The sequence below is a fragment of the Paraburkholderia sp. SIMBA_053 genome (genome assembly GCF_046534895.1).
In the GTDB taxonomy this organism is placed as follows: domain Bacteria; phylum Pseudomonadota; class Gammaproteobacteria; order Burkholderiales; family Burkholderiaceae; genus Paraburkholderia; species Paraburkholderia caledonica.
The window spans coordinates 1-229 of sequence record NZ_JAWRXU010001947.1 but is presented as its reverse complement, the minus strand read 5'-3'; the positions used below and the strand labels follow the sequence as shown (position 1 = coordinate 229).

Sequence of the window (229 nt, the reverse complement as noted above, 5' to 3'; positions counted from 1 at the left end):
GCATTTCGCTGCGTATGATCTGACGTCGATCGGCTCCGACGTGCCCGCGGGCGAGCCCAAATCGTTCAGCGTGAACGTGCCGACGTTCAGCCTCGATTCCGGCATGCGTTTCGAGCGAAGCGTGCGGCTGTTCGGGCAATCGTACATACAGACGCTCGAACCGCGCCTCTTCTATGTGTACACGCCTTATCGCAATCAGTCGTATGTGCCGCTATTCGACACGGCCGCC

1 protein-coding gene is annotated in these 229 nt (G+C 59.8%); it reads left to right on the top strand.

Annotation, left to right across the window (positions count from 1 at the left end; all coding sequences use genetic code 11):
* Positions 1 to 229 (top strand): LPS assembly protein LptD (gene lptD, locus SB753_RS42345; RefSeq protein WP_410805868.1); only part of this gene is annotated, 229 nt, incomplete at both ends.